Origin of the sequence: Streptomyces sp. NPDC001137 (assembly GCF_040298885.1) — a bacterium.
In the GTDB taxonomy this organism is placed as follows: Bacteria; Actinomycetota; Actinomycetes; order Streptomycetales; family Streptomycetaceae; genus Streptomyces.
Window position 1 is genome coordinate 73,772 of the sequence record NZ_JBEPBA010000023.1, and the last position, 26,991, is coordinate 100,762.

The 26,991-nt window shown below is 71.2% G+C and carries 25 protein-coding genes; 14 read left to right on the forward strand and 11 right to left on the reverse strand.

Annotation, left to right across the window (positions count from 1 at the left end):
• Nucleotides 1–162 precede the first annotated feature (162 nt).
• Nucleotides 163–807, forward strand: coding sequence for a TetR/AcrR family transcriptional regulator (locus tag ABT254_RS35025; RefSeq protein ID WP_351479336.1), 645 nt, complete (start codon nucleotides 163–165; stop codon nucleotides 805–807).
• Between the two features lie 4 nt (nucleotides 808–811).
• On the opposite strand, the gene def is transcribed toward ABT254_RS35025, so the two are convergent.
• Nucleotides 812–1,351 carry a peptide deformylase gene (gene def, locus ABT254_RS35030; RefSeq protein WP_351479339.1) on the reverse strand — a complete coding sequence of 180 codons (540 nt, stop codon included), beginning with the start codon at nucleotides 1,349–1,351 and terminating at the stop codon, nucleotides 812–814.
• A gap of 113 nt (nucleotides 1,352–1,464) precedes the next feature.
• Here def and ABT254_RS35035 point away from each other — a divergent pair, with 113 nt between their 5' ends.
• The 7 genes from ABT254_RS35035 to ABT254_RS35065 all read left to right on the forward strand — a co-directional run bounded on the left by ABT254_RS35035 (nucleotide 1,465) and on the right by ABT254_RS35065 (nucleotide 9,163).
• A complete protein-coding gene (locus tag ABT254_RS35035) occupies nucleotides 1,465–2,703 on the forward strand; it encodes a MurT ligase domain-containing protein (protein ID WP_351479341.1) in 1,239 nt (412 codons plus the stop codon).
• Nucleotides 2,704–2,719: 16 nt separating this feature from the next.
• Nucleotides 2,720–3,448, forward strand: a complete 729-nt coding sequence (locus ABT254_RS35040) for a type 1 glutamine amidotransferase (RefSeq protein ID WP_351479344.1) — start codon at nucleotides 2,720–2,722, stop codon at nucleotides 3,446–3,448.
• A gap of 180 nt (nucleotides 3,449–3,628) precedes the next feature.
• The gene (locus tag ABT254_RS35045) at nucleotides 3,629–4,654 is read left to right on the forward strand and encodes a 6-phosphofructokinase (protein WP_351479347.1); all 1,026 of its coding nucleotides are present in this window, start codon (nucleotides 3,629–3,631) and stop codon (nucleotides 4,652–4,654) included.
• Between the two features lie 120 nt (nucleotides 4,655–4,774).
• The gene (locus ABT254_RS35050) at nucleotides 4,775–5,725 is read left to right on the forward strand and encodes a cytochrome c oxidase assembly protein (protein ID WP_351479350.1); all 951 of its coding nucleotides are present in this window, start codon (nucleotides 4,775–4,777) and stop codon (nucleotides 5,723–5,725) included.
• Nucleotides 5,726–5,810: 85 nt separating this feature from the next.
• Nucleotides 5,811–7,163 (forward strand): DUF6777 domain-containing protein, encoded by a 1,353-nt coding sequence (locus ABT254_RS35055; RefSeq protein ID WP_351479612.1) that lies wholly within the window; start codon nucleotides 5,811–5,813, stop codon nucleotides 7,161–7,163.
• A gap of 28 nt (nucleotides 7,164–7,191) precedes the next feature.
• Complete coding sequence (locus tag ABT254_RS35060) at nucleotides 7,192–8,979, forward strand: serine/threonine-protein kinase (protein WP_351479352.1); 1,788 nt, start codon at nucleotides 7,192–7,194, stop codon at nucleotides 8,977–8,979.
• 13 nt (nucleotides 8,980–8,992) lie between these two features.
• A complete protein-coding gene (locus ABT254_RS35065) occupies nucleotides 8,993–9,163 on the forward strand; it encodes a hypothetical protein (RefSeq protein WP_351479355.1) in 171 nt (56 codons plus the stop codon).
• A 21-nt stretch (nucleotides 9,164–9,184) separates the two neighbouring features.
• Here ABT254_RS35065 and ABT254_RS35070 read toward each other — a convergent pair whose 3' ends face one another.
• From ABT254_RS35070 to ABT254_RS35085, 4 genes are read right to left on the reverse strand one after another with little or no spacing between them, the layout of a single operon-like run.
• Nucleotides 9,185–10,390 carry a sensor histidine kinase gene (locus ABT254_RS35070; protein WP_351479356.1) on the reverse strand — a complete coding sequence of 402 codons (1,206 nt, stop codon included), beginning with the start codon at nucleotides 10,388–10,390 and terminating at the stop codon, nucleotides 9,185–9,187.
• A complete protein-coding gene (locus ABT254_RS35075) occupies nucleotides 10,387–12,099 on the reverse strand; it encodes a sodium/solute symporter (protein ID WP_351479358.1) in 1,713 nt (570 codons plus the stop codon). Before ABT254_RS35075 ends, ABT254_RS35070 begins: the two co-directional genes overlap by 4 nt.
• 24 nt (nucleotides 12,100–12,123) lie before the next feature.
• Entirely contained in the window at nucleotides 12,124–12,486 is a 363-nt protein-coding gene (locus ABT254_RS35080) for a hypothetical protein (protein WP_351479615.1), read from the reverse strand.
• Nucleotides 12,487–12,488: 2 nt separating this feature from the next.
• Nucleotides 12,489–13,238, reverse strand: coding sequence for a LytR/AlgR family response regulator transcription factor (locus tag ABT254_RS35085; RefSeq protein WP_351479361.1), 750 nt, complete (start codon nucleotides 13,236–13,238; stop codon nucleotides 12,489–12,491).
• A gap of 78 nt (nucleotides 13,239–13,316) precedes the next feature.
• Here ABT254_RS35085 and ABT254_RS35090 point away from each other — a divergent pair, with 78 nt between their 5' ends.
• The 6 genes from ABT254_RS35090 to ABT254_RS35115 all read left to right on the forward strand — a co-directional run bounded on the left by ABT254_RS35090 (nucleotide 13,317) and on the right by ABT254_RS35115 (nucleotide 20,847).
• Nucleotides 13,317–13,802 (forward strand): Lrp/AsnC family transcriptional regulator, encoded by a 486-nt coding sequence (locus ABT254_RS35090; protein ID WP_351479364.1) that lies wholly within the window; start codon nucleotides 13,317–13,319, stop codon nucleotides 13,800–13,802.
• 154 nt (nucleotides 13,803–13,956) lie between these two features.
• On the forward strand, nucleotides 13,957–14,769 hold the full coding sequence (gene ddaH, locus ABT254_RS35095; protein WP_344399293.1) for a dimethylargininase: 813 nt from the start codon (nucleotides 13,957–13,959) through the stop codon (nucleotides 14,767–14,769).
• A complete protein-coding gene (rocD, locus tag ABT254_RS35100; RefSeq protein ID WP_351479368.1) occupies nucleotides 14,766–15,986 on the forward strand; it encodes an ornithine--oxo-acid transaminase in 1,221 nt (406 codons plus the stop codon). Before ddaH ends, rocD begins: the two co-directional genes overlap by 4 nt.
• A gap of 120 nt (nucleotides 15,987–16,106) precedes the next feature.
• Nucleotides 16,107–18,569 (forward strand): SpoIIE family protein phosphatase, encoded by a 2,463-nt coding sequence (locus tag ABT254_RS35105; protein ID WP_351479371.1) that lies wholly within the window; start codon nucleotides 16,107–16,109, stop codon nucleotides 18,567–18,569.
• A gap of 69 nt (nucleotides 18,570–18,638) precedes the next feature.
• On the forward strand, nucleotides 18,639–19,868 hold the full coding sequence (locus ABT254_RS35110) for a PP2C family protein-serine/threonine phosphatase (RefSeq protein WP_351479374.1): 1,230 nt from the start codon (nucleotides 18,639–18,641) through the stop codon (nucleotides 19,866–19,868).
• Between the two features lie 262 nt (nucleotides 19,869–20,130).
• Nucleotides 20,131–20,847, forward strand: a complete 717-nt coding sequence (locus tag ABT254_RS35115) for a lysophospholipid acyltransferase family protein (RefSeq protein ID WP_351479377.1) — start codon at nucleotides 20,131–20,133, stop codon at nucleotides 20,845–20,847.
• 75 nt (nucleotides 20,848–20,922) lie between these two features.
• Here ABT254_RS35115 and ABT254_RS35120 read toward each other — a convergent pair whose 3' ends face one another.
• The 6 genes from ABT254_RS35120 to ABT254_RS35145 all read right to left on the reverse strand — a co-directional run bounded on the left by ABT254_RS35120 (nucleotide 20,923) and on the right by ABT254_RS35145 (nucleotide 26,985).
• Nucleotides 20,923–22,518 (reverse strand): alpha/beta hydrolase, encoded by a 1,596-nt coding sequence (locus ABT254_RS35120; protein WP_351479618.1) that lies wholly within the window; start codon nucleotides 22,516–22,518, stop codon nucleotides 20,923–20,925.
• A 139-nt stretch (nucleotides 22,519–22,657) separates the two neighbouring features.
• Nucleotides 22,658–23,425 (reverse strand): urease accessory protein UreD, encoded by a 768-nt coding sequence (locus ABT254_RS35125; protein WP_351479379.1) that lies wholly within the window; start codon nucleotides 23,423–23,425, stop codon nucleotides 22,658–22,660.
• Nucleotides 23,413–24,090 carry an urease accessory protein UreG gene (gene ureG / locus ABT254_RS35130; protein ID WP_351479381.1) on the reverse strand — a complete coding sequence of 226 codons (678 nt, stop codon included), beginning with the start codon at nucleotides 24,088–24,090 and terminating at the stop codon, nucleotides 23,413–23,415. The genes ABT254_RS35125 and ureG overlap by 13 nt, the downstream gene beginning before the upstream one ends.
• A 195-nt stretch (nucleotides 24,091–24,285) precedes the next feature.
• The gene (locus tag ABT254_RS35135) at nucleotides 24,286–24,960 is read right to left on the reverse strand and encodes an urease accessory protein UreF (protein ID WP_351479384.1); all 675 of its coding nucleotides are present in this window, start codon (nucleotides 24,958–24,960) and stop codon (nucleotides 24,286–24,288) included.
• The gene (locus tag ABT254_RS35140; RefSeq protein ID WP_351479386.1) at nucleotides 24,960–26,681 is read right to left on the reverse strand and encodes an urease subunit alpha; all 1,722 of its coding nucleotides are present in this window, start codon (nucleotides 26,679–26,681) and stop codon (nucleotides 24,960–24,962) included. The genes ABT254_RS35135 and ABT254_RS35140 overlap by 1 nt, the downstream gene beginning before the upstream one ends.
• Nucleotides 26,674–26,985 carry an urease subunit beta gene (locus ABT254_RS35145; RefSeq protein WP_115914097.1) on the reverse strand — a complete coding sequence of 104 codons (312 nt, stop codon included), beginning with the start codon at nucleotides 26,983–26,985 and terminating at the stop codon, nucleotides 26,674–26,676. Before ABT254_RS35145 ends, ABT254_RS35140 begins: the two co-directional genes overlap by 8 nt.
• Nucleotides 26,986–26,991 lie beyond the last annotated feature (6 nt).

Here is a 26,991-nt window from a genome sequence, read left to right on the forward strand (position 1 = left end):
TCTTGCATGTTACTAGCGGTAACTCCAGTGTGTTACTCGCGGGTAGGAAAAGTCAACTCCTGATGACGGGGCGGGACGGGTCGGCAGCCCGTTCGATGCAGGGGCCATGCTGAGTGTTAGTTTGCGCAGGCGTCACCGAATAAGCACGGGTGGGGAGAGCTCATGGACACCACGCAGCGGACCGAGCAGCAGCGGTCCGCCGACCGACGTCGGCGCGAGCTGCTGGAGGCCGCCGACAGAGTGGTGCTGCGCGACGGACCGCAGGCCTCGATGAACGCCATCGCCGCGGAGGCCGGCATCACCAAGCCGATCCTGTACCGGCACTTCGGGGACAAGAGCGGACTGTACGCCGCCTTGGCCAAGCGGCACACCGACGCACTGCTGAACTCGCTCCGGGCGGCGCTGGACGCCCCGGCGGGCCGGCGGGAGCGGGTCGAGGCCACCCTCGACACCTACCTCGCGGCGATCGAGGCACGTCCGCAGGTGTACCGGTTCCTGATGCATCCGGCGGAGGGCAGCCCGGGCGGGGAGCAGGGGTTCGACGTCGGCAAGCATTCGATTCCGCTGCTCCGTCGGATGGGCGAGGAGTTGGCGCAGGTCATCGAGGACCGGCTGGACCTCGGGCCCGGAGGGCAGCAGTTGGCTCGGGTGTGGGGGCACGGGATAGTCGGCATGATGCATGCCGCCGGGGACTGGTGGCTGGGGGAACGGCCTTGTTCTCGGGGGGAGTTGGTGCGGAGTCTCGCCGATCTGCTGTGGGGGCGGCTGGCTGCCGCCGGCGACAGGATAGGTGGGCCGGGGTTCTGAGGGCTCATCGGTGCCAAGACGCTCGCGTCACCTGGCGCATCAGCCTCCGGTGGCGCCAGCCCTTCAAGTGGTCCGCGTAAATCCTGCCCTCCAAGTGGTCGCACTCATGCTGCAAGCAGCGTGCGAAAAAGCCCGTGCCGTGCACCGTCACCGGCTCTCCCCTCACCGTGAACCCCTCCACCACCGCATGGTCGTAACGCTCCGTCCCCGCCTCCAGCCCCGGCAGGGACAGGCAGCCCTCCGGGCCGCGTACGACCACGCCGTCCCTCTCGACGAGTCGGGGGTTCACCACATGGCCCACATGGCGGACGTCCTCGTCGTCGGGGCAGTCGTACACGAAGACGCGCAAAGACTCACCGATCTGGTTCGCTGCCAGACCGACGCCCTGCGCCGCGTACATCGTCGCGAACAGGTTCTCCACGAGGGCTGCCAGTCCGGGGCCGAAGTCGGTCACCTCCTCGCACGGGGTGTGCAGGACCGGGTCCCCGAGCAGGGTGAGGGGCCGGACACGCCCTCGGGCGCCCGGAATGGAGCTGTTTCGCATGGCCGTCAGGGTACGGCGGTTCGGGACTGTGAATGGATCTCGATAGGCTGAGGTCCACACCACGTTGCCGTCAGGCAGATGCGCGGCGCGTACGCAAGGAGGATCGAGAACTCATGGCAGGCAACTCGGACCCGCTCACGCCGCGGGCCAAGCTGGCCGTGACCGCGGGCAAGGCGGTCGCGGCGGCATCGCGCGCCGCAGGGCGCGGGAGCGGTTCGGTGATCGGTGGCCGGGTGGCGCTCAAGCTCGACCCCGACCTCCTCGCGCGGCTCGCCCAGAACCTGGACGTCACCCTGGTCTCGGCGACCAACGGCAAGACCACCACCACCCGGCTGATCGCCGAGGCGCTGCGCGCCGCGGGGCCGGTCGTCTCCAACGCGCTCGGCGCCAACATGCCGGCCGGCATCACCTCGGCCCTCGCGGGCAGCTCGGACGCCCGTTTCGGGGTCATCGAGGTCGACGAGAAGTACCTCGCCGGCGTCGCCCGGGACACCGACCCGAAGTGCATCGCGCTGCTGAACCTCTCCCGCGACCAGCTCGACCGCGCCGCGGAGACCCGCATGCTCGCGGAGAACTGGCGTGAGGGGCTGGCCGGCTCCAAGGCGGTCATCGTCGCCAACGCCGACGACCCGCTGGTCGTGTGGGCCGCGTCCTCCTCCCCCAATGTGATCTGGGTCGCCGCCGGGCAGATGTGGAAGGACGACGCCTGGTCCTGCCCGTCCTGCGGTGGCGTGATGCAGCGCCCGGGCGACGACTGGTTCTGCGGTGAGTGCGGTTTCCGCCGGCCCACGCCGAGCTGGGCGCTCTCCGGGGACCACGTCCTCGACCCGCACGGCTCCGCCTGGCCGATCCACCTCCAGCTGCCCGGCCGCGCCAACAAGGCGAACGCGGCCAGCTCCGCCGCCGTGGCCGCCGTCTTCGGTGTGCCGCCGCAGGTCGCCCTGGAACGCATGTACCAGGTGCAGGCCGTCGCCGGACGCTACGACGTGGTGCAGTTCCAGCAGCGCGACCTGCGACTGCTGCTCGCGAAGAACCCGGCGGGCTGGCTCGAAACGTTCAGCCTGATCGATCCTCCGCCCACCCCGGTGATCCTCTCCGTGAACGCGCGCAGCGCCGACGGCACCGACACCTCCTGGCTGTGGGACGTCGACTACACCCGTCTGTCCGGCCACCCGATCTGTGTGATCGGCGACCGGAAGCTGGACCTCGCGGTGCGCCTGGAGGTCGCGAACCAGCAGTTCCAGGTCTGCGACGACCTCGACCAGGCGGTGCAGATGAGCCCGCCCGGCCGGATCGAGGTCATCGCCAACTACACCGCCTTCCAGGACCTGCGCCGCCGCGTGGGCAACTGACACTCAGGGGACTTTTGTGAGCGACAACCAGCTGCGGGTCGTCTGGATCTACCCCGACCTGCTCAGCACGTACGGCGACCAGGGCAACGTCCTCGTCGTGGAGCGCCGCGCCCGGCAGCGCCGCCTCGACGTGGCGCGTCTCGACGTGCGCAGCGACCAGGCGATCCCGACCTCCGGGGACATCTATCTGATCGGCGGTGGCGAGGACCGTCCGCAGCGGCTCGCGGCGGAGCGGCTGCGCCGCGACGGCGGACTGCACCGGGCCGTGGAGAACGGCGCGATCGTCTTCTCCGTCTGCGCCGGATACCAGATCCTCGGCCACGAGTTCATCAACGACCTCGGCCAGCGCGAGCCCGGCCTCGGGCTGCTTGACGTGGTCTCGGTACGGGGTGAGGGCGACCGCTGCGTCGGTGACGTGCTCGCCGACATCGACCCGCGCCTCGGCCTGCCCCCGCTGACCGGCTTCGAGAACCACCAGGGCGTCACCCACCTCGGACCGACGGCCCGCCCCTTCGCCCAGGTCAAGCTCGGCAACGGCAACGGCACGGGTGACGGCACGGAGGGCGCGTACAACGACACGGTCTTCGGTACGTACATGCACGGGCCCGTGCTGGCCCGGAACCCGCAGATCGCCGACCTGCTGCTGAAGCTGGCGCTCGACGTGAACGCGCTGCCCCCGACCGACGACCGCTGGTACGAGGCCCTGCGCAACGAGCGCATCGCAGCAGCCCAGCAGCCCGCCTGACACCCGGATGCGAGCTCCGCTCCACCAGCCCGTCTGACGCCCCGTCCGCACAGGTGAGCGGGGCCGTCCAGCAGGCGGACGCACGGTGCGATCCCGCCCCCTCCTGCCGCTAGGGTGGCGGGGTTCGTGCCGGACGACGGGGTCCGGTCCCGGCCCACGTTGAGAAGGTTCTTTCGGGCTATGCGCATTGGTGTCCTCACGTCCGGCGGCGACTGCCCCGGCCTGAACGCCGTCATCCGGTCCGTCGTGCACCGCGCCGTCGTCGACCACGGCGACGAGGTCATCGGCTTCCGGGACGGCTGGAAAGGCCTCCTCGAGTGCGACTACCTCAAGCTGGACCTCGACGCGGTGGGCGGCATCCTGGCCCGCGGCGGCACGATTCTCGGCTCCTCCCGGGTCCAGCCCTCGCATCTGCGCGACGGCGTGGAGCGGGCCAAGGGCCATGTCGAGGAGCTCGGCCTCGACGCGATCATCCCCATCGGCGGTGAGGGCACGCTGAAGGCGGCCCGGCTGATGTACGACAGCGGACTGCCGATCGTCGGCGTCCCGAAGACCATCGACAACGACATCGCGGTCACGGACGTCACCTTCGGCTTCGACACGGCCGTCGGCGTCGCGACCGAGGCCCTTGACCGGCTCAAGACCACCGCCGAGTCCCACCAGCGCGTCCTGGTCGTGGAGGTCATGGGCCGGCACACCGGCTGGATCGCGCTGCACTCCGGCATGGCGGCCGGAGCGCACGCCATCGTGGTCCCCGAACGGCCCTTCGACATCGAGGAGTTGGCCAGGCGGGTCGGCGAGCGGTTCGAGGCGGGCAAGCGCTTCGCGATCGTCGTGGCGGCGGAGGGCGCCAAGCCCAAGGCCGGGTCCATGGAGTTCGACGAGGGCGGCAAGGACATCTACGGCCACGAGCGCTTCGCCGGGATCGCCCGCCAGCTCTCCATCGAGCTGGAGGAGCGCCTCGGCAAGGAAGCCCGGCCGGTCATCCTGGGGCACGTCCAGCGGGGCGGTACGCCGACGGCGTACGACCGTGTGCTCGCCACCCGCTTCGGCTGGCACGCCGTGGAGGCGGTGCACCGGGGCGAGTTCGGCAAGATGACCGCGCTGCGGGGGACCGACATCGTGATGGTCCCGCTGGCGGAGGCCGTCGAGACGCTGAAGACGGTTCCGTCGGAGCGGTACGACGAGGCGGAGTGCGTTCTGTAGTGCGCGTTTGATCTCGTACGGAATTGAAGAGTCCGCCCCCGGTCGCAGCAGCGGCCGGGGGCGGTTCTACTCTGGGTCCGGACAGACAGCGCACAACCCCCACGAATCAGGAGCCGTTGGATGGATCACAGCGGGCACGGCATGACCATGGATCTGCCGCCGTTCACGCTGGGGCGGGGTCTTCAGTGGTCGGCGGACCCGTTCTTCCTCGTGGCCTGCCTGGTGGGGCTCGGGCTGTACGCGTACGGCGTGGCGCGGCTGCGGCGGCGCGGGGACAAGTGGTCGGCGGCGCGTACGGTGTCGTTCGTCCTCGGGGTGTTGACCATCGGGCTCGTGATGTGCACGAAGCTCAACGACTACGGCATGGTCATGTTCAGCGTGCACATGGTGCAGCACATGATCATCAGCATGCTGTCGCCGATCCTGATCCTGCTCGGCGCGCCCGTCACCCTCGCCCTGCGCGCACTGCCGACGGCGGGCAACGGCCGCAAGGGGCCGCGCGAGCTGCTGCTGATGCTGCTGCACAGCCGGTACATGCGGATCATCACCCATCCGGCGTTCACCATTCCGCTGTTCATCGCGAGCCTGTACGCGCTGTACTTCACGCCGATCTTCGACTTCCTGATGGGCTCCAAGGCGGGGCACATCGCGATGATGGTGCACTTCCTCGCCGTGGGTGTCGTGTTCTTCTGGCCGATCATCGGGGTGGACCCCGGGCCGCAGCGGCCGGGCTATCTGATGCGGATGCTGGAGCTGTTCGCGGGTATGCCGTTCCACGCGTTCTTCGGCATCGCGCTGATGATGGCGTCGACGCCGATGGTGGAGACGTTCAAGAACCCGCCCGCCTCGCTCGGCATCGAGGCGCTCTCCGACCAGACGGCGGCCGGCGGTATCGCCTGGGCGTTCAGCGAGATTCCCTCCGTGCTGGTGCTGATCGCCCTCCTGTTCCAGTGGTACGGCTCCGAGCAGCGGCAGGCCCGGCGCAAGGACCGGGCCGCCGACCGTGACGGCGACAAGGAACTCGAGGCATACAACGCCTATTTGGCCTCATTGAACGCACGCGGGCATTAAGGGCCTCGCCATTCGGAAGTATTCAGTAGCATGAAGCGCATGGGGGGAACCGCCGGGGGGAGCGGTGATGACACTTCGCGCATTTATGCAAGGGGCTGGGAAATCGGCGATTCGCAGGATCGCCGTCCTGCTCGTTTTCCTGCTGGCGCTCAGCGCTTGTGATCGGAGTACGCCGCTGCTCGTCGTGAAGGCGGTGGCCGCGGGAGTTCCCTCTCTCGCGCCTTTCTTCGACGAGGACAGCGGGCTGGGCCACGACTCCGCGATCAGGCCGCAGACGGTGCACGGCAGTCTGCAGCAGGGGGACACGCCCGGGCTGTACGGGGGCACGAGGAAGCCGACCATCTGCGACGTCGAACAGCTCAAGGCATTCCTCATGGACCCCAGGAATCATCAGAAGGCGCAGGCGTGGGCCACTGCGCTGAACATCACCGTCGATGAGATTCCGGGATACCTGGACCGGCTCACTCCAGTTCTCCTGCGTCACGACACCCTCGTGAAGAACCACGACTACAAGAAGGGAAAGGCTGTTCCCTTCGACTCCCTGCTGCAGGCGGGAATCGCCGTACTCGTCGATGAACAGGGACTTCCGGCTGTGAAGTGCTCGTGCGGAAATCCACTGCGTCCCTTCACGGGTGACACGAACAGGATTTCGGTCAAGTTCGGGGACGGGAACGAGAAGTGGCGGGGATATCAGCGTTCCTCCGTGGTCGCCGTGCGGCCGGCGCCCCGGAAAATGCAGCGGCTCGTTCTGGTCGACGTCGGCGATCCCGCCCTGGGCATCGACCGGCCCGTCGGCACCACGGGGGCACAAGACAAGACCTTCGACACGCGCGAGGAACGTGCGGTGCCCCGGGTCGCCGGGACGACGTTCGGGGACGCGAGCCGGCGGCTGGCCGACGTGGGGCTCGCGGTCGGGTACGACGGGAAGGCGCGACCGCCCGACGACGCGCGGGTGACGGCGTCGGACCCGCCGGCCGGGAGCAAGCTGGGGTTCGGGGCGTACGTGACGCTGAGCGTGGCCGAGGGGACGTCCCACGGGCCGGCCACTCCCCCGCCGTCCGTGACGTCCGGACCGGCCACAGCGCCGCCGCCATCGCCTTCGCCGTCCGGGTCGTCACCGGCGTCGCCGTCGTCGCCGTCCGGCAGCGGCCCCGGGCCGTCGTCCTCCGCGGCGTCGTCGAGCGCGCCGTCCGGTTCCAAGGCGCCCCCGTCGAGTGCGCCGCCCAGTTCGCCGTCGACGACCACCGGCTCACCCGCGAAGACCAGCGACCCGGTCACCAGCAGCGCCCCACCGCCCAGCAAACCGGCGACGAGCAGCGCGCCCCCGCCGAGCGCCCCGGTCACCACGAGCGCTCCGGCCACCAGCGGGCCGGCGAGCAGCGCACCTGCCACGAGTGCGCCCGCGAGCTCCGGGTCCGCCTCGACCGCGATCACGTAGCGCCTCCGCAGATCCCTGGAGTCACCGGATGCATTCAGGATCATCCACGTCGGGAGTGGGCCGGGTCATCGCCGGCCGTTATCTGCTGCTGAACCGGCTCGGCAGCGGTGGCATGGGCCATGTGTGGCTCGCCCACGACCAGAGACTCGCCTGCGAGGTCGCGCTCAAGGAGATCGTGTTCCGGGACCCGGACCCGCCCGCCGACGAGCGCGAGGCCCGGGTGGCCCGGGCACGCGCGGAGGCCCGGCACGCGGCAGGACTGCGCGGCCATCCCCATGTGGTGACGGTGCACGACGTGCTGGAGGACGAGGGGCTGCCCTGGATCGTCATGGAGTACGTGGCGGGCGCCGTCGACCTGAAGGAGCTGGTCGAGACGCGCGGTCCGCTCGCGCCCGCCGAGTGCGCCCGCATCGGGCTGGCCGTGCTGGACGCGCTGACCGCCGGGCACGAGCGGGGCGTCATGCACCGGGACGTGAAACCGGCGAACATCCTGCTCGCGCCGGACCGCTCCGGGGCGCCGTACGGGCGCATCCTGCTCACCGACTACGGCATATCGGTGCAGCCGGATGCCGGCGAGACCCGGTACACGCTGGCGTCCGTGCTGGTGGGGACCTCGGGCTACCTGGCGCCGGAGCGGGCCACGGGCGGGCCGCCGACCCCGGCCGCCGATCTGTTCTCGCTGGGCTGCACGCTCTACCACGGCGTCGAGGGACATGGCCCCTTCGAGCGCGAGTCACACCTCGCCGAGGTCACCGCGGTGGTCATGGAGGAGCCGCGTCCGGCCCTGCGCGCCGGTGCGCTGGGGCCCGTACTGCAGGCGCTGCTGGTGAAGGATCCGGGGCGGCGGCCGTCCGCGACGCAGGCGGAGGCGGCGCTGTCGCGGATCGTCACGCCGCAGGCCGAGGCATACGCCCGTACGCAGACCGACCCGGGTTCGCAGCCGCCGTGGGCCGGGGTGGCAAGCGCCCCCCTGCCCCGGCCCGCCCACCGTCGCCGTGAGCTCCCGCGGGCGCTGCGGGCGGTTCTCGCCGTCGCGCTCGGTCTGGTGCTGGCGCTGGGCGGGGTCTGGTACGCCATGGCGCACCAGAAGAGCGGCGGCGACGGGGCGGCCTCGCCGTACGGTTCGGCCGTGGGGCTTTCCGCGCCGCTCAAGGACGGGGAGTGCGTGCTCGCCGACTGGCCGGGCGACCGGTTCCAGGGGGTGCCGCGGCTCACGCCGGATCCGGGCTGTCAGGACAAGGCTCCCGACGGGCAGGTGATGGCGTTCGTGCCGGCCGCGTCCGCTGACGAGGCCCTCAAGCTGGGGCCCGCCCGATGCGAGGAGCGGACGCAGGAGATCCGCGAGCGGCTGGCGGACGTCCGCAGTCTCGCCGTCGTGCCGACCGGGGCCGGGTTCGAGGCCGCGGGGCGGCGCACCGCGTGTCTGGTGCTGGGCGCGCACGGGCCGGTGTACGGGCCGCTCGGCGATCGGCGCAAGGTCGGCTCGGACTTCACCGACACGGCGAACATGCAGCGCCGTGACTGTCTGCGGACCCGCTCCAACCGGGACGCCCGGCTGGTCTCCTGCGGCGGCCCGCACGACGAGCAGGTGCTCGGTTTCACCCGGCTGGGCGAGGACGTCACGCTCACCGAGGCCCGTACGCGGTCGGATGCGGCCTGTGCGAAGGACGTGGCGCCGCGGGACTACGGCTTCGACCCGTCGGTCTACACCTCCGGCTCCTGGAGCAGTCAGGGCGCCTGGAAGTCGGGCACGCATTTCGTCGTCTGCACCGTGCGGAAGCAGAACGGGGGCACCATGGAGGGGAACGAATCCTGAGGAGGGTGTTGCGATGCCCGGTTCTACGGACGGTTCTACGAAGGCGATGGGGGCGCTCACGGTCGGCGGCCTGGTCGTGGTGACCGCCTACACGGTGGCCCTCGGCTCCAACGGCTGGCTGTGGTTCGGCTGGGTGGTGCTGGGTCTGCTCACCCTCGGGATGATCGCCTCCCGCAGCACGTGACGCATCCGGGGCACATGGCGTTCATTCCTCGCTCAGCCGCCCGGCGGAGTGCACCCCCGGCTGGTATTTCGGCAGCCGGGCGGTGATCTTCATGCCCGCTCCCACGGCGGTCTCGATGACGAGCCCGTAGTCGTCGCCGTAGACCTGGCGCAGGCGGTCGTCGACGTTGGACAGTCCGATGCCGCCCGAGGGGCTGACCTCGCCGGCGAGGATGCGGCGCAGCAGGTCGGGGTCCATCCCGGCGCCGTCGTCCTCGATGACGACCAGGGCCTCGGCGCCGGCGTCCTGCGCGGTGATGCTGATGTGGCTCTTGTCGGTTTTCCCCTCCAGGCCGTGTTTGACGGCGTTCTCGACGAGCGGCTGGAGGCACAGGAAGGGCAGGGCGACCGGCAGGACCTCGGGGGCGATCTGGAGGGTGACGGAGAGGCGGTCGCCGAAGCGTGCCCGCACCAGCGCCAAGTAGTGGTCGATGGCGTGCAGTTCGTCGGCGAGGGTGGTGAAGTCGCCGTGCCTGCGGAACGAGTAGCGGGTGAAGTCGGCGAATTCCAGGAGGAGTTCGCGGGCGCGTTCGGGGTCGGTGCGGACGAAGCTCGCTATCACCGCGAGCGAGTTGAAGATGAAGTGCGGGGAGATCTGGGCGCGCAGTGCCTTGATCTCGGCCTCGATCAGACGGGTGCGGGACTGGTCGAGATCGGCCAGTTCCAGCTGGACGCTCACCCAGCGGGCGACCTCCCCGGCGGCCCGGACGAGGACGGCGGACTCGCGGGGCGCGCAGGCGACCAGGGCGCCGTGCACGCGGTCGTCGACGGTGAGCGGGGCGACGACCGCCCAGCGCACCCGGCAGTCCGGGTCGGGGCACTTGAGGCGGAAGGCCTCGCCGCGGCCGCTCTCCAGCGGTCCGGTGAGGCGTTCCATGATCTCGTCGCGGTGGTGGCCGCCGACGCCGTCCCAGACCAGGACCTCCTTCTGGTCCGTGAGACACAGGGCGTCCGTGCCGAGGAGGGTGCGCAGCCGGCGGGCGGACTTGCGGGCGGTCTCCTCCGTCAGCCCGGCCCGCAGCGGGGGTGCGGCCAGGGAGGCGGTGTGCAGGGTCTGGAAGGTGGCGTGCTCGACGGGCGTGCCGAGGCCGCCGAGGCTCTCGGGGCGGGCGGTGCGCCGCCCCAGCCAGAATCCGGCGGCCAGCAGCGGCAGGACGGCGACGCACAGGCCGGCGAGGAATCCGCTCACACCTTCACCTCCGCGCGCAGTTCCTCCGGCAGATGGAACCTGGCCAGGATCGCCTCCGTCCCGCCGGGCACCCGTCCCGGCGTCGCCAGGGACACCAGCACCATGGTGAGGAAGCCCAGCGGTACCGACCAGAGGGCGGGCCAGGCCAGCAAGGCGTGCAGCGAGCCCGTGCCGGGGAAGCCGGCCATCGTCGCGGCCACCGCCAGGAACGCCGAACCGCCGCCGATCAGCATCCCGGCGGCCGCGCCCGGCGGGGTCAGTCGCCGCCACCAGATGCCGAGGACGAGCAGTGGGCAGAACGACGACGCGGACACCGCGAAGGCCAGCCCGACCGCGTCGGCGACCGGCAGCCCGCCGACGATGACGCTGGCGGCGAGCGGCACCGCCATCGAGAGCACCGTGCCGAGCCTGAAGTGCCGTACGCCGCGCGTCGGCAGGACGTCCTGGGTGAGCACCCCGGCCACCGCCATGGTCAGCCCGGACGCCGTGGACAGGAACGCGGCGAAGGCGCCGCCCGCCACCAGCGCACCCAGCAGGTCGCCGCCCACGCCGCCGATCATGCGGTCGGGCAGCAGCAGGACGGCGGCGTCCGCGTCGCCGGTGAGGGTGAGTTCGGGGGTGTAGAGCCGGCCGAGGGCGCCGTACAGGGGCGGCAGCAGGTAGAAGGCGCCGATCAGGCCGAGCACGGCGACGGTGGTGCGGCGGGCGGCGACGCCGTGCGGGCTGGTGTAGAAGCGGACGACGACGTGCGGCAGGCCCATGGTGCCGAGGAAGGTGGCGAGGATCAGCCCGTACGTGGCGTACAGCGGGCGTTCCTCGCGGCTCGAGGCCAGCGAGGTCGACATGCCGCCGTTGGTGCCGCGGTCGGCAGTCGGGACGGTGGTGCCCCTGGCGAAGGCCAGCCGGGTGCCCCGCTCGATGTGATGGGTGCCGGAGGGGAGTCGGATCCGCCCGGCGTCGTGGGTGCGGCCGTCGACCGTGCCGGTCACGGTGACGGTCAGCGGCCGGTCCAGTTTCAGGTCGAGGCTGTCGTCGACGCGTACGACGCGCTGCTCGCGGAAGGTCGCCGGCTCCTCGAAGGCGTGGCGGGGCGCGCCGTCGCCCTGCCAGGCGAGGACCAGGAACAGCGCGGGCACCAGCAGGGCGGTGAGCTTGAGCCAGTACTGGAAGGCCTGTACGAAGGTGATGCTGCGCATCCCGCCGGCGGCGACGGTGGCGACCACGACGACGGCCACGATCAGCCCGCCGAGCGTATCGGGCGCACCGGTCAGCACGGTCAACGTCAGCCCGGCGCCCTGGAGTTGGGGCAGCAGATACAGCCAGCCGACGCCGACGACGAAGGCCCCGGCCAGCCGCCGTACCGCCTGCGAGGCCAGCCGGGCCTCGGCGAAGTCGGGCAGCGTGTAGGCGCCGGAGCGGCGCAGCGGGGCGGCCACGAACAGCAGCAGGACCAGATAGCCGGCGGTGTAGCCGACCGGGTACCAGAGCATGTCGGGGCCCTGCACCAGGACCAGGCCCGCGATGCCCAGGAAGGAGGCGGCGGAGAGGTACTCGCCGCTGATGGCGGCCGCGTTGAGGCGGGGGCCGACGGTGCGGGAGGCGACGTAGAAGTCGGAGGTCGTACGGGAGATGCGCAGGCCGAAGGCGCCGACCAGGACGGTCGCCACGACGACGAGGGCGACGGCGGGGACGGCGTAACTGGAGTTCATCGGTCCTCGTTCATCTGTCTTCGTTCATCGGTCTTCGACGAGGCGCACGAAGTCCCGTTCGTTGCGCTCGGCGCGCCGGACGTACCACAGGGCGAGCAGGACCATCGGGGCGTAGAGGCAGAAGCCGAGGATCACCCACTGCAGGCGGCGGGCGTCCGGGGTGGCGGCGAACACCAGGGGCAGCGGGCCTATGAGCAGGCCGAGGAATGCGAACACCGCGAGGGCGGCGCGCAGTTGGGTGCGCATGAGGGAGCGGACGTAGGTGTGGCCGAGGGTGGTCTGCTCGTCGATCTCGGTGCGCGGGCGGTAGTAGCCGGAGGCGCGGCGGGTGCGGCGGGGCGGGCCGGTGACGACGACGCGGCGCTCGGTGGGGTCCTGGCCCGGCACGGTCACGGCCTCCTCATCAGCAGGTCCCGCAGTTCGCGCGTATGCCGGCGGCTGACCTGGAGTTCCTCGGCGCCGACCAGGACGCTCACCGTGCCCGCGTCCAGGCGCAGTTCGCCGACGTGGCGCAGGGCGACCAGGTGGCGGCGGTGGATGCGGACGAAGCCCCGGGAGCGCCACCGTTCCTCCAGGGTGGACAGCGGGATCCGTACGAGGTGGCTGCCCTTGTCGGTGTGCAGTCGGGCGTAGTCGCCCTGGGCCTCGACGTGGGTGATGTCGTCGACGGCGACGAAGCGGGTCACGCCGCCGAGTTCGACCGGAATGTGGTCGGGGTCGGGCTCGTGCACGGGGATGCGCGGGGTGGTGCCGGTGAGTTCGGCGGCCCGGCGGATCGCCTCCGCGAGGCGTTCCTTGCGGACCGGCTTGAGGACGTAGTCGACGGCCTTGAGATCGAAGGCCTGTACGGCGAAGTCCTCGTGGGCGGTGACGAACACGACCAGCGGCGGCTTGGCGAAGCCGGTCAGCAGCCGGGCCAGGTCGAGCCCGTCGAGGCCTGGCATGTGGATGTCGAGGAAGACGACGTCGATGGCCTCGGGACCGCCCGGACCGGACTGGAGCGCCCGGTTGATGCGGCGCAGCGCCTCGGTCGCGTCGCCTGCGCCCTCCGCGCTGCCGATACGGGGGTCCGCGTTCAGCAGATACAGCAGTTCCTCCAGCGAGGGGCGTTCGTCGTCGACGGCGAGGGCGCGCAGCATGAACCCGGAGTGTAGGTGGAATCCGCACGGGTGGACATGTGCCGTGGTGTGGACGTTCGTGCTGGATACAGTGCCGACATGAACAGCAGGCCGGCCCCCTTCGACGAGCTCGACCGGAAGATCATCACCGCGTTGATGGCGAACGCCAGGACCAGCTTCGCCGAGATCGGTGCGGCCGTCGGGCTGTCGTCCACGGCGGTCAAGCGCCGGGTGGACCGGCTGCGCGAGACGGGCGTGATCACCGGGTTCACGGCCACCGTGCAGCCGGCGGCACTGGGCTGGCGCACGGAGGCGTACGTCGAGGTGTACTGCGAGGGCGCGGCCCCGCCGCGGCGGCTCGCGGAGGTGGTCCGCAACCATCCGGAGATCACGGCGGCGATGACGGTGACCGGCGGCGCGGACGCGCTGCTGCACGTACGGGCACGGGACGTGGACCACTTCGAGGAGGTCCTGGAGCGGATCCGCATCGAGCCTTTCATCCGCAAGACGATCAGCGTGATGGTGCTGTCGCATCTGCTCCCGGAGAGCCCGGAGGCGGGCGCCACACAGCCAGCCCCCGAATAAACGTCCGAACGCGCAGCAGTGCTGCGCAGAACCGGCCGAAGACGCAGCATTCCTGCGCAGACACGCAATTCTTGTTCCTTGTCGCCCGACTCCGTCACTTCCTACCTTGGTGTCAACCCACCCTCGACACCGCAGGAAGCGGAGGAACCCCTCTGTGTCCGATTCCCGTGTGCCGCGCCGGCGGCGCTTCCTCGTCTGCGAACCCAGACACTTCGCCGTGCAGTACGCGATCAATCCCTGGATGCACCCCGACGTCCGCGTCGACGTGGACCTGGCGCAGGAGCAGTGGCAGGCGCTGATCGGCGCCTACCGGGCCCATGGCCACACCGTCGACACCCTGGAGCCGGCGCCCGGTCTCCCGGACATGGTCTTCGCCGCGAACTCGGCCGTCGTCGTCGACGGCCGCGTCTTCGGCTCCCTCTTCCACGCGCCCGAGCGGCGCCCGGAGTCCACGCACTACGACACCTGGTTCAAGGCGGCCGGCTTCGACGTGCATCGTCCCGAGGCCGTCTGCGAGGGCGAGGGCGACCTGGTCTGGACGGGCCGCTATGTCCTGGCCGGCACCGGGTTCCGTACGACCCGCGAGGCGCACCGCGAGGTGCAGGAGTTCTTCGGCCACCCGGTGATCAGCCTGACGCTGGTGGACCCGCGCTTCTACCACCTGGACACCGCGCTGTTCGTCCTGGACGACGACAACATCTCCTACTACCCGGAGGCGTTCTCCCCGGGCAGCCGCGAGGTGCTGGCCCGGCTGTATCCGGACGCGGTGCTCGCCACCCTGGACGACGCGCTGGCCTTCGGCCTCAACTCCGTCTCCGACGGCCGCAACGTCTTCATCGCACCCCAGGCCGAGTCCCTCGCCACCGCTCTCGCCGACCGCGGCTATGTCCCCGTGCCCGTCGACCTGTCCGAGTTCCGCAAGGCGGGCGGCGGCATCAAGTGCTGCACTCAGGAGATCCGTTCATGACCGCTCCCGTGACCACGCGTTCGTCCGCCGAGCTGATCCGCGCCGAGGAACCGGTCCTGGCGCACAACTACCACCCGCTGCCCGTGGTCGTCGCCCGTGCCGAGGGCACCTGGGTGGAGGATGTCGAGGGCCGCCGCTACCTCGACATGCTGGCCGGCTACTCGGCCCTCAACTTCGGCCACCGGCACCCGGCGCTCGTCCAGGCGGCCCACGACCAGCTGGACCGCCTCACGCTCACCTCGCGCGCCTTCCACAACGACAGGCTGGCCGAGTTCGCCGAGCGGCTGGCCGGGCTGACCGGACTGGACATGGTGCTGCCGATGAACACCGGCGCCGAGGCGGTCGAGTCCGGCATCAAGGTGGCCCGCAAGTGGGCGTACGAGGTCAAGGGCGTCCCCGCCGACCGGGCGACGATCGTGGTCGCCGCGGAGAACTTCCACGGCCGTACGACGACGATCGTCAGCTTCTCCACGGACGAGACCGCACGCGCGGGCTTCGGCCCCTTCACGCCGGGCTTCCGGATCGTGCCGTACAACGACCTGGCGGCGCTGGAGGCGGCGGTCGACGAGACGACCGCGGCCGTGCTCATCGAGCCCATCCAGGGCGAGGCGGGCGTCGTCATCCCGGACGACGGCTACCTGGCCGGGGTGCGGGAGCTGACCCGGCGCAAGGGCTGCCTCTTCATCGCCGACGAGATCCAGTCGGGGCTTGGCCGCACGGGCCGCACCCTCGCCGTCGAGCACGAGAACGTCGTCCCGGACGTCCTGCTGCTGGGCAAGGCGCTGGGCGGCGGCATCGTCCCGGTCTCCGCGGTGGTCGCGCGCCGGGACGTGCTCGGCGTACTGCGGCCGGGCGAGCACGGCTCGACGTTCGGCGGCAACCCGCTGGCCGCCGCGGTCGGCACGGCCGTCGTGGAGCTGCTGGAGACGGGCGAGTACCAGCGCCGGGCCGCCGAGCTGGGCGTGGCCCTGCGCGGTGGCCTGGCCGCCCTGGTCGGCAAGGGCGTCGCCGGCTTCCGGGCCCGCGGCCTGTGGGCGGGCGTCGACGTCGACCCGGCCATCGGCACCGGCCGCGAGATCAGCGAACGCCTCCAGCGCGAGGGCGTCCTGGTCAAGGACACCCACGGCTCCACCATCCGGCTGGCGCCGCCGCTGACGATCACCGCAGAGGAGCTGGAGTCCGCGCTCGGGGCACTGGAGAAGGTCCTGGGTTCGTGACCGGGGCGGGGGGCGCTCGGACCGCGCCCCCCGCTTTTCTCTGCGTCCTCACCGGTTGCCCGGAGGGTGAAGATGGGGACAAGAGGTGGTAGACCACTCTCAGCGACAGAGAGGTCGGCCGTGGGCACTGACGAGGAACAGGACCTTGCCCGGCAGCGGTTCGACGTGGCCGATGCCGCGCCTCTGCTGCTCGACGCCCAGGGCGTGGTGACCAGCTGGACCCGGGACGCCCGGCGGCTGCTGGACTACACCGCCTCCGAGGTGGTCGGCACCCCGGTGACCGGCCTGCTGGCTGCGGAGGATGCCGCACGGGTGCCGGAGGTGGCCGAGCGGTGCCGCCGGGACGGCGGCTGGGCGGGCCTGCTGACCGCCCGGCACAAGGACGGGCACCAGGTCCGGGTGATGGTCCGGATCACTCCGGCGGTGGCGCCGGGCGGCGGGGCGCACTGGCTGGTGCTGCTCTCCGACATGGCCGGGGCACGCGGCTGGGACATGAGCCGTGCGGTGCTGGAGCAGATGGTGACCGGCTCCCCCGTCGGCATAGCGGTCGTGGACGCGGATCTGCGGTGCGTCTGGTCGAACGCGGCCCTGGAGCGGTTCGGCGGCGGCTCCCCCGGGGAGCGGCTGGGCCGGCGGCTGGCGGAGATCCAGCCGGGCATCGACTCCGAGGACATCGAGGCACAGATGCGGCGCGTGCTGGAGACCGGGCAGCCGGTGGTCGGGTACGAGCACGTCGGCCATGTGCGCTCGGCACCGCTGCGGGAGACGGCGCACATGATGTCGTTCACCCGTCTCGAGGACGACAACGGCCACCCGATGGGCGTCTACTACACGGTCGTCGACATCACCGAGCGGCACCGCGCCCGGGAGCGGCTGGCCCTGCTCGACCGGGCGGGCGAGCAGATCGGCCGCAGCCTGGACATCGTGCGGACCGCTCAGGAGCTGGCCGACGTGGCAGTGCCGGGCTGCGCCGACTTCGTCTGCGTCGACCTGCTGGAGTGGGTGCTGCGCGGCTCGGAGCCCCCGGCCGGACCGCTCAGCCCCACGGAGGCGGTGCCACTGCGGCGGGCCGGACACCAGTCGGTGAACCCGGGCGTCCCCGAGGCCGTCGTCGAGATCGGCTCGGCGGCCGCCTATCTGCCCGGCTCACCCCCGATCCGCTGCCTGGCCACCGGCCTGTCCTGGCGCGAGGAGCGGCTCGACCCGCTGGCCAAGGAGTGGGCCACCGATCTTCCCGGCGACCGGACGGCCACGTTCCTGGAGCTGGGGCTGCACACCGTGATGGTCGTGCCGATCCGCGCGCGGGGCGTCACCCTGGGCGTCACCACGTTCTTCCGGCGCAGGCGTCAGGAGCCCTTCGACGAGGACGACCTGAGCCTGGCCGAGGACCTGGTCTCCCGGGCGGCGGTCTGTGTGGACAACGCCCGCCGCTACGCCCGCGAACGCAATGCGGCACTGGTGCTGCAGCGCAGCCTGCTCCCCCGCCGGCTGCCCGAGCAGGACGCGGTGGAGGTGGCCGCCTGCTACCGGCCGGCCGACGAGCTGACCGGCCTGGGCGGCGACTGGTACGACCTCATCCCGCTGTCCGGCGCGCGCGTCGCCCTGGTCGTGGGTGAGGTTCCGGGGCACGGCATCGACGCCGCCGCTGCCATGGGGCGCCTGCGGACCGCCGTACGCACCCTGGCGGCGCTGGATCTGCCGCCCGAGGAGGTACTTGCGCACCTGGACGACCTGGCCGCACTGACCGGCCGCGAGGAGGGCGGCGACCCGGACACTCCGGAGGACGTCGACGTGCAGGTCGCGGGGTCCGGCTGCGTGTACGTCATCTACGACCCCGTCGACGGACAGTGCACGATGGCCGCCGCGGGCCATCCCGCGCCCGCCGTCGTCATGCCCGACGGCACCGTCACCTTCGTGGACCTGCCGCAGGGCCCGCCGCTCGGCGTGGGCGGGCGGCCCTTCGAGGCGGTGGAGCTGGTGCTCGCCGAGGGCAGCATGCTCGCCCTGCACACCGACGGGCTGCTGGCCCGCGAGGCCGACGACCGTCCGGTCGACGCGGACCGCGACCGGCTGCGCCGGGCCCTGGAACGGATGGCGACCTCGCTCGACCTGCGCTGCCGGGCCGTGGTCGACACACTGATCCCGGACCGTCCGGACGACGACGTGGCGCTGCTGATGGCACGCACCAAGCTGCTGGGCACCGACCAGGTCGCCGACTGGGACCTGCCCGCCGACCCGGCCGTCGTGGCCGACGCCCGCAAGGAAGCCGCCCGGCAGCTGGCCGAGTGGGGCCTGGAGGAGCTGGCCTTCACCACGGAACTCGTGGTCAGCGAGCTGGTCACCAACGCCATCCGGCACGCCGAAGGCCCCATCCGGCTCCGCCTGATCAGGGAGCGCGCCCTGATCTGCGAGGTCTCCGACGGCGGCGCCACCGCGCCCCATATGCGCCATCCGCGTACCACCGACGAGGGCGGCCGCGGGCTGCTGCTGGTCTCGCAGTTCACCCAGCGGTGGGGCACCCGCTTCGTCCCCGAGGGGAAGGTCATCTGGGCCGAGCAGTCCCTGACGGATCCCCCGGCCTGACACACCAATACCGTGCATACGCCGCATCACGTGGGAAAATGACGTGAACCCGGCGGTGAGGCGGCAGCCATGAACGATGGGGCGATCGACTACGCGGCAGTGTTCCAGTGCCTGCCGGGGATGGTGGCGCTGCTGACGCCCGAGCTGGTGTTCGCGGACGCCAACGAGGAGTTCCTGCGGTTGGCCGGACGCACCAGCGAGCAGGTCGTCGGCCGCTATCTGTTCGACGTCTTCCCCGACAACCCCAACGACCCCACGGCTTCCGGCATGCGCAATCTGGCGGCATCGCTGCAGCGGGTGCTGGAGACCGGCGAGCGCGACGCCATGGCCCTGCAGCGCTACGACGTCGAGAATCCCGACCGGCCCGGCGAGTGGGAGGAGCGTTACTGGAGCCCGGTCAACGCCCCGGTGCTCGGCCCGGACGGCAAGGTGGTGCTGCTGGTGCACCGCGTCGAGGAGGTCACCGAGCTGATCAAGGCCAGGGGCAGTCCGCGCAGCAGCCGGGCCCGGGTGCTCGAGGCCGAGCTGTACACCCGGGCCCGCGAACTGCAGGACCTCAACGAGCGGCTCCGGCAGGCCCACGCCCGCGAGCGCGAGGTGGCCATCGCACTCCAGGAGGCGATGCTGCCCGCCCGCCGGCAGGCCGGCCACCAGCATGCCGCCGTGCGCTACCGGCCCGCCGTCGGATCGCTCAACGTGTGCGGGGACTGGTACGACCTGGTCGACCTGGTGGGCGGGCGCCGCATCGGCGTGGCGGTGGGCGACGTGGTCGGGCACGGTCTCGCGGCTGCCGGGGTCATGGGCCAGCTGCGCAGCGCGCTGAGCGCCGCCTCCCGGGTCGCCGAGGGTCCGGCCGAGGCGCTGAACGTCCTGGGCCGGTATGCGCACGTGGTCGACGGCGCCGAGTCCGCCACCGCCGTCACGACGTTCATCGACTTCGACGAGCACACCATCACCTACAGCAGCGCCGGGCACCCGCCGCCCGTCCTCGTCCACTCCGACGGTCGTGTCGAGTTCCTCGACCAGGCCACGGACCCGCCGCTCGACGCCCGGCCCGACCCGATCCCCAGACCCCAGGCCTGCACGCGGTACGCCGAGGGCGCCACGCTCGTCCTCTACACCGACGGCCTGATCGAACGCAGACGCGAGGACATCGACACCGGCCTGGCCCGCCTCGCCGACGCGCTCGCCCGCCATCGCACCGAGGACCCCGAACAGCTGGCCGACGCGGTCCTGCTGGAGCTGCTGCCGCCGGGGGGTGCGACCGATGACACCGCCCTGGTCATCGTGCGGTTGTGAGGTGAGGCAGACGGGGCGGCGCGCCGCAAGAACCGGGCGTCCGCCAGCAGTTGAGCGCGATCGCGCCATGATGTGTCATCAGGTTGCTGTCTACCAGTCGGTAATTGGAGGCTGGTGCGGCAGTTGTCCCCACGCGCGCGACGCGGCGTCCGCCGTGTTCCGGCGAACTGCCCCTGCACATAGACTGGCGATCCCACGACACGCCGGTTGACCTGCTGGAACGCGGCGGCCCAGGCGATCCGCCGGAGTGAGGAGCGACCTTTTGTTCTACTACGTGCTCAAATACGTGTTGTTGGGACCTCTGCTGAGACTGGTGTTCCGGCCTCGCATCGAAGGCCTCGAACACGTACCGGCCGAAGGCCCGGCGATCGTCGCCGGCAACCATCTGTCCTTCTCGGACCACTTCCTGATGCCGGCGATCCTCAAGCGCCGCATCACCTTCCTCGCGAAGAAGGAGTACTTCACGGGTCCCGGCATCAAGGGCCGGCTCACCGCGGCGTTCTTCCGCAGCGCCGGGCAGATCCCGGTCGACCGCACCGGCAAGGAAGCGGGCCAGGCCGCCATCCGCGAGGGCCTCGGCGTGCTGAGCAAGAACGAGCTGCTCGGCATCTACCCCGAGGGGACCCGCTCGCACGACGGCCGCCTGTACAAGGGCAAGGTGGGGGTGGCGGTGATGGCCCTGCGGGCCGGGGTGCCCGTCATCCCCTGCGCGATGATCGGCACCTTCGAGGCGCAGCCGCCCGGCAAGGTCATCCCGAACATCCATCCCGTCGTCATCCGCTTCGGCAAGCCCCTCGACTTCTCGCGCTATGCCGGGATGGAGAACGAGAAGGCCATCCTGCGCGCCATCACCGACGAGATCATGTACGCGATTCTGAAGCTGTCCGAGCAGGAGTACGTCGACGAGTACGCGGCCGTCGTCAAGGCACAGCAGGCCGAGGAGAAGGAGCGCCGCTTCCCGCGGATGCCGCTGGGATAGGGCGGAGCGAGCACGAGGAAGGGGCGGCCGGAGTGTTCCGGACCGCCCCTCACTTCGTACTGGTAACGCTGCCGGTTACGGCTTGGGCGTGGCGTGCGGGGCGCAGGTCACGTCCGCGGCGTCCAGCTTGCCGCTCAGGAGGTAGTCGTCCACCCTCTGGTTGATGCACGGGTTGACCAGGCCGGTCACACCGTGCGAGCCCGCGTCCTTCTCGGTGATCAGACGGGAGCCCTTGAAGCGGTTGTGCAGTTCGACGGCGCCGTCGTACGGGGTGGCGGCGTCATGCGTGGACTGCACGATCAGGACCTGCGGCAGGCCCTTGTGGGTCTTGACGTTCACCGGGCTCTGCTGCTTGACCGGCCAGGTGGCGCACGGCAGGTTCATCCAGGCGTTGGCCCAGGTCATGAACGGGTAGTTCTTGTTGAGCTCGGTGTTGTCCCTGTCCCACTTCTTCCAGCTGGTGGGCCACTTGGCGTCGGTGCACTCGACGGCCGTGTAGACGGCGTTGCCGTTCTCCGCGGTGATGTTGCCCGCGGTGTCGGACATGTCGGGGGCGGCCGCGTCGACCAGCGCCTGGGTGTCGCCGGCGAAGTACTTGCTGAACGCCGTGGCGACCGGCACCCACGAGGAGTCGTAGTACGGGGCGCTCTGGAAGAAGGAGATCAGCTCGGCCGGGCCGACGACCCCGCCGAGCGGGCTCTTCTTGGCGGTGGCGCGCAGTTCGAGCCACTTCGCCTGGACCGCGTCACGCGTGGTGCCGAGGTGGAAGGTGGCGTCGTTGGCGGCGACCCAGTCCTCCCAGTCCTTCCAGCGGCCCTCGAAGGCGACGTCCTGGTCCAGGTTGGCCTGGTACCAGATCTTCTCCCGCGACGGGTTGACGACGCTGTCCACGATCATGCGGCGCAGATGGCCCGGGAACATCGTGCCGTAGACGGCGCCGATGTAGGTGCCGTAGGAGACGCCCAGGTAGTTGAGCTTCTTCTCGCCGAGCGCGGCACGGATCACGTCCAGGTCGCGCACCGTGTTGGGCGTGGTCATCTGCGAGAGCATCGCCTTGCCGGTGCGCTCGGCGCAGCCCTTGGCGTACTCGGCGGCCAGCTTGCGCTGGGCCAGCTTGTCGGCCTCGGAGTCCGGCACCGGGTCGGCCTTGGGCGCCTTCACGAACTCCTGCGGGTCGATGCAGGAGATGGGCGCGGAGTGGCCGACACCGCGCGGGTCGAAGCCCACGAAGTCGTACGCCTTGGCCACGTTGGCCCAGATCGGGTTCTTGGTCGTGACCCGGCGCGGGAAGCGCATGCCGGAACCGCCGGGGCCACCCGGGTTGTAGACGAGCGCGCCCTGGCGCTCCTCCTTCGTCCCGGTGTTGCCGATGCGGTCGACGGCCAGCTTGATCTGCTTGCCGTACGGGTGCGCGTAGTCGACCGGGACGCTGACGTACCCGCACTGGATGGGCTTCTCAAAACCCCAGTCGGCGGGGCAGTCCTGCCAGTCGATCCCGGCCTTCGCCGCCCGCTCGGCCGCGATGGCGGCACCGCGGGCCTCGCGGTCCTGCCCGGACCGTGCGCCGGCGGTCGCGCTGGCACTCGGCGCCGCGACGGCGCCGGCTATGAGCGTCGCCGCGGCGAGCACTCCGGCCGAGCCGAGCGCCGTGGCCCGCTTATTTCGTCTCATATCCCTCAAGTGGGACCTCCCCCAACGTCATTGCGATTGTCAGAGGGATCCTTTCGGCTGTGAACATGCCGAGAACAGGGGTCGTTGACCTTCTTTACCAATCCGATAAACGGTGACCCCTGTCCCGCTCAGCGGAACCTCACGCCACGGCGGCCAGCGCCTCGTCCAGCACTCGCCGCAGCCGCAGGGCATCGGCCGCCACGGCGCCGACGAGCACGGCGGGCCCGGCGAGCGGCATCACCACGGCCCCCTCCCCCACCACCCGGGCCGCCGGGGGCTCCGCCGCGAACTGGGGCCGTACGACGACCAGTTGCCCCACGGCCCGGTGTCCGCCCAGCACGGCCGGGCCGTCCCACCCGCCCGGCGCTCCGGGCCCGCAGGCCAGCTCCTGGTCGAGGATCACCCGCCCCTCGACGCACACCGTAAGACGACTGTTCAGCCGCCCGGGTTGCTCGCCGACCCGCCCGAGCACCTGTTCCTCGCGCAGCACGAGCCGGGCGGCACCGCCGAGCTCGACCCGCGTCCTGACATGCAGGTCACTTCCGTGCGCGGAGATCAACTGCTCGGGCAGCCACTCCAGTTCGCCGCCGTCGGCGACGTCGAGCCGCACGTCGTAGCGCGCCTCGCCCTTGGCCTGCCCGGGCAGTGCGATGGTGGCGGCGGCCGACCCGACCCGCAGCCGTGCCCCGCTCCCCACCTCGGCCTCGACGGCGAACTCGTCCCCGCCGAGCGGCCCGCTCATCGCCCCGACGAGCATCACCCGCGCCTCGGCACCGCCGCCCCGCGTCCGCCGCAGCGCGAGCGGTCCCTCCCCCTGAAGCACAGGCAGGGCCGTACCGCCTCTCCCATCGTCCCGGGCGACGATCCGAGCGGTGGCCCGCACCCCGCTCACGGTCACGCCGTCCACGCGGCGAGCTGCGCCCGCACCCACCCGGCGACGTCCGTCACCCCGGCCTCGCTCCTGAGCGACTGGAAGACGACGGGCAGTTCGGCCCGCTGCGCCTTGGCGTCGGCGGCCATCCGCTGGAGGTCGGAACCGACGTACGGCGCGAGGTCGGTCTTGTTCACGACGAGCAGATCGGCCGTGGTCACCCCCGGCCCACCCTTCCGGGGAATGTCGTCACCGCCGGCTACGTCGATGACAAAGATCTGGGCGTCGACGAGCCCCTTGGAGAAGGTCGCGGTGAGATTGTCCCCACCGGACTCGACCAGGATCAGATCCAGCGGCCCGACCTCGTCCTCCAGGTCCTCCACCGCCTCCAGGTTGGCGGAGATGTCGTCCCGGATCGCGGTGTGCGGACACGCCCCCGTCTCCACGGCGGTGATCCGCTCGGGAGGCAACACGGCTTCCCGGAGCAGAAACTCGGCGTCCTCGCGGGTGTAGATGTCATTGGTCACGACGGCGAGGGACAGCTCGTCGCGCAAGGCCCGGCACAACGCCGCCACGGTGGCGGTCTTGCCCGACCCGACAGGCCCGCCGAGCCCGATCCGCAGGGCCCGCCGCGAGCCGTCGGGACGACGGGCGTCGGCGCTGACGACGCCGGGGCCGTCGTGGATGTGGTCGAGGTGCATATGGCGGCTCCTACTGTCTGTCTACCTGGTTTTCTGCGGTGCGATCTCAGCGCCGGTCAGGCACTCTCAGCCCGTCCGGCGTTTGAGGACGAGGCCGTTCAGGCCGATACGGGGGTCTGGCGGCAAAGCCCCCAGGGTCGGGAACGGGAAGGGGCGGCGGGGGCGCGGCATCCATCAGCGGCTCCGCCGCGGGCCCTACGAGGCGAACAGCCGCACAGCCCAGGCGGCATGCACCTCCGCGGAAATCTCCAGCAACGGCGCGGAAGCCGCAGGCAACGCATCGACCCCGTCGTCGACAACCGCCCGCGCCGCCTCCACCGCCCGATCCGCAACACGATCGACCTCCGGCGCCAGCCGAGCCAGCACCCCCGTCGCATCGAACGGATCAAGACTCAACAACCGCACCGTCGCACCGGCCGGCCCACTGACGCTCTCGTACGCCGCACAGTAGGCCGCATCCACGGCATCCAAGCCCGCCGCCCGAGCGGCCACCCCGAGCACCACCGGCTGATGCGCCCCCTTGGGGAACTCCCGTGCCAGTGCGTCGAGTTCACCCGAGGGCCAGGCGGCCCGAGCGGCCCGCATCAACTGCCGCCCCAGCTTCCGCCCGGCAACCCGCAACGCGGGCGACGGCGTCCGCGCATCCGCGGCCGCGTCCAACGCCACAGGGTCCACGCCGAGCACGGCGGCGGCCGCCAGCGAGGCCGCGACCAGGCCCGCCGTGTGCAACCGCCCCCGGCAGAAGGACTCCAGGCTCGCGGCCCCACTGATCCGCCCGGCCTTCACGGCCGCCTCGGCCCCGCCGGAGTGCGCATGCCCTCCGGCGGGAAAGCGCCCGTCGGCCAGAACGAGAAGAGCTGCCCTGGACATCAGAAGAGGAAGTACCGCTGGGCCATGGGCAGTTCGGCGGCCGGCGTCGCCTCCACGAGCTCCCCGTCGATGTGCACGGCGAAACTGTCGGGATCGACCTGCACCCGGGGCCGCGCGTCGTTCTCCCGCATGTCGGCCTTGGTGACCCCACGCGTCGACTCGATCGCGACGAACCGCTTCCCGAGCGAGAGCCGCTCCGGCAGCCCGTCCTCGATGGCGAGCGGCGCCACGAAGTTGAAGGAGTTCGAGGCGGGCGCCCGCCCGATCGCCCCGTACATCGGCCGCGGCAGGATCGGCTGCGGGGTCGGGATGGACGCGTTGGCGTCGCCCATCTGCGCGTAGGCGATCTGCCCGCCCTTGACGACCAGCTGCGGCTTGACCCCGAAGAACGCGGGCTCCCACAGCACCAGGTCGGCCAGCTTGCCGGTCTCCACCGACCCGACCTCCCGGGCAAGACCCTGCGCGAGCGCCGGATTGATCGTGTACTTGGCCACGTACCGCCGCACCCGCCGGTTGTCCGCGCGTCCGTCACCCGGCAGCGCCCCCCGCCGCCGCTTCATCACGTGCGCCGTCTGCCAGGTCCGCATGACGACCTCGCCGACGCGTCCCATGGCCTGGGCGTCGGAGGAGATGATGGAGATGGCGCCGAGGTCGTGCAGGATGTCCTCCGCGCCGATGGTGGACGGCCGGATCCGCGACTCGGCGAACGCCAGGTCCTCCGGCACCGCCGGGTTGAGGTGGTGGCACACCATCAGCATGTCGAGGTGTTCCTCGGCGGTGTTCACGGTGAACGGCCGCGTCGGGTTGGTCGAACTCGGCAGCACATGCGGCTCGGAGACGACGGTCATGATGTCCGGCGCGTGCCCGCCGCCCGCGCCCTCGGTGTGGTACGCGTGGATACCGCGCCCACCGATCGCGGCGAGGGTGTCGCCCACGAACCCGGCCTCGTTCAGGGTGTCGGTGTGAATGGCGACCTGGATGCCCGTCTGGTCCGCCACGGTCAGCGAGGCGTCGATGACGGCGGGCGTCGAGCCCCAGTCCTCGTGCAGTTTGAGGCCCAGTGCGCCGCCGCGGATCTGCGACAGCATCGCCTCGTGCGAGACGGTGTTGCCCTTGCCGAGGAAGCCGATGTTGAGCGGGTACTGCTCCATCGCCTCCAGCATCCGGGCGAGATGCCAGGGACCGGGCGTGACCGTGGTGGCCTTGGAGCCCTCGGCCGGTCCGGTGCCGCCGCCCACCAGCGTGGTGATACCGGCGGACAGCGCCTCGTCGGCGATCTGCGGACAGATGAAGTGGACGTGCGCGTCGATGGCGCCGGCGGTCAGGATCCGCCCGTTGCCCGCGATGACCTCGGTCTCGGGGCCGATGACCAGGTCGGGATGGACCCCGTCCATGGTGTCGGGGTTGCCGGCCTTGCCTATCCCGGTGATCCGGCCGTCGCGGATGCCGACGTCGGCCTTGACGATCCCCCAGTGATCGATGATCACCGCACCCGTGATGACGGTGTCCGGGGTGCCCTCCGCGCGCGTGGCACGGGACTGGCCCATGGATTCACGGATGACCTTGCCACCGCCGAACACGGCCTCGTCGCCGGCGAGTCCGGGTCCGCCGGAACGATCCTCCTCGATCTCGACGATCAGATCGGTGTCGGCGAGCCGGATGCGGTCACCGGTGGTGGGGCCGAACAGGTCGGCGTACGCGGCACGCGAGATCTCAGGCATCGAGGGCACCTCCGGTCTCCCCGCGCAGCCCGGGCACCACACGGGCGCCGGCCAGCGGGACGAGTTCGACGTCCACGGGGATCCCGGGCTCGAAGCGCACGGCCGTACCCGCGGCGATGTTGAGCCGCTTGCCGCGGGCGGCGGCGCGGTCGAAGTCCAGGCCGGGGTTGGCCTCTGCGAAGTGGTAGTGGGAGCCGACCTGGACGGGCCGGTCGGCGGCGTTGAGGACGGTCAGCCGGGTGACCTCGCGGCCCTCGTTGTACACAACGGGCTCGTCCGCGAACAGGATCTCGCCGGGAATCATCGAGGC